Here is a 2105-nt window from a genome sequence, read left to right as displayed (position 1 = left end):
GACCAGCACCGTGGCGCCGGTATCGGCCAGGATCGCCGGCCACAGGCCGGTGATGCCCAAAATGGTCGTGACCAGGAACACCGCCTTCAGCCCGAGCGCAACGCTGATGTTCTGGCCGATATTGGCCATCACCGCCCGCGACAGTTTTACCATCCGCGCGACGTCCATGACGCGGCCATGCAGGATCGCCGCGTCCGCCGTCTCCAGCGCCACATCGGTGCCGCCGCCCATGGCGATGCCGATGTCGGCGGCGGCGAGCGCCGGTGCGTCGTTGATGCCATCGCCGACCTTGGGATCTTCAGCCCTTCGCGCTGCAATTCACCGATGATGCGCTGCTTGTCCTGAGGCAACAGCTCCGCCCGAGCCTCGATGCCGAGCGAAGCGGCAATGGCTTGCGCCGTGCGGCGATTGTCGCCGGTCAGCATGATCGTGCGGATGCCTTCGGCCTTAAGCGCCGCAATGCCGGCCGCCGCATCCGGTCGCGGCTCGTCGCGCATGGCGATCAGCCCTGCCACCACGCCGTCGGCGACCAGCACTGACACGGTCTTGCCCTGCCCGTTGAGGCTGTCGACGGCGAGGCGCTGCACTTGCGTCATGTCGGCGTGTTCGCCCACCGCCGGACCGGAGCCGAGGAAGACGGCGACGCCACCGACGCTGCCCTCGACACCTTTGCCCGAGATCGCCTTCGCCGCCAGAGCCGGCGGCACCGGCGCACCATCAGCCTTGGCCCTGTCGAGGATCGCCATGGCCAGCGGATGGCTGGAACCCTGCTCGAGCGCCGCCGCCAGCGCCAGCACGGTGCGTTCATCGCGGCCATAGGCCATGATGTCGGTGACGACAGGCTTGCCCGCCGTCAGTGTGCCGGTCTTGTCGAAGGCCACCGCCGTGATCCGGCGAAAGCCCTCCAGCACCGCACCACCTTTCATCAACAGACCACGCCGCGCGCCGGTCGCAAGACCTGCGGCTATCGCCGCCGGCGTCGAGATGACGAGCGCGCAGGGGCAACCGATCAGCAGGATCGCCAGGCCCTTGTAGATCCATTCGTTCCAGTCGCCGCCAATGAGCAGCGGCGGCAACAGCGCAACCAGCGCGCCGACCGCCAGCACCGCCGGGGTGTAGGTGCGCGAGAAGCGGTCGATGAAGCGTTCGGTCGGTGCCTTGGCTTCCTGCGCCTCCTCCACAAGCCGCACGATTCGGGCGATGGTGTTGTCGGACGCGGCAGCCGTCACGCGAACCCTGAGCACGCCGTCTGTGCTAATGGTGCCGGCAAAGACGGCGTCCGCGACGCCCTTGCGCTTGGGCGTGCTCTCGCCGGTCACCGGCGCCTCGTCGATATCGCTCGATCCCTCGATGATCTCGCCATCGGCCGGGATGCGGTCGCCCGGCCGCACCAGGATGATGTCGCCGACGCCGAGATCTTCGGCGGGAATCTCAGATGTGCCGCCCGCCCGCTCGACCAGTGCCGTCTTCGGCACCAGATCGGCAAGCCCCTGGATGCTCGCCCGTGCGCGGCCGGCGGCGACACCTTCCAGAAGTTCGCCGATCAGGAACAGCACCACCACGGCGGCCGCTTCTTCCGTGGCGCCGATCATCACGGCGCCTATCGCCGCGATGGTCATCAGCATCTCGATCGAGAACGGCGTGCCGGCCAATGCCGCCATCAGCGCGCGCCGCGCGATCGGCATCAGGCCGACCAGCAGCGCGCCCAGGAACACCCAACGCTCAGCCACTGGGAACAGATGGCCGATGCCATAGGCGGCGAGAAGCGCTGCCGCGCAGGCCAGCGTCAGCACTGCCCGGCGGGAACGCCACCACGCCTGCCCCGGCTCGGCATGGCTGTGAAGGTGGGTAGAGCCAGCGGTCTGCTGGCCCGCCGACATGCCACCATGATCGTGACCTTCGTGATCGTGGCCCTCATGATCGGGATCAGCGTGGTCATGCGCTTTGGCCGCCGGTGCACGCCCATCGGCCTTGACGATGCCATAGCCCAGCCGCGCCACCTGCTGCAGCACTTTGTCTTCCGGCAGTGCGCCGCCGTGGCTGACCGTCATGCTGGCGCCGGTCACCGAAACCGAGACATCGGCGACGCCGTCGAGGCGACGCAC

1 pseudogene is annotated in these 2105 nt (G+C 68.5%); it reads right to left on the bottom strand.

Going from position 1 to position 2105, the window contains the following annotated elements:
• Window positions 1-2105: pseudogene (locus tag EN939_RS31470) on the bottom strand (heavy metal translocating P-type ATPase); the annotation flags it as partial.

Source organism: Mesorhizobium sp. M7A.F.Ca.CA.002.05.1.1 (genome assembly GCF_003998335.1).
Lineage (GTDB): Bacteria > Pseudomonadota > Alphaproteobacteria > Rhizobiales > Rhizobiaceae > Mesorhizobium.
Note: the sequence above shows the minus strand (reverse complement) of the source record. Positions and strands in the feature narration are given on the sequence as shown.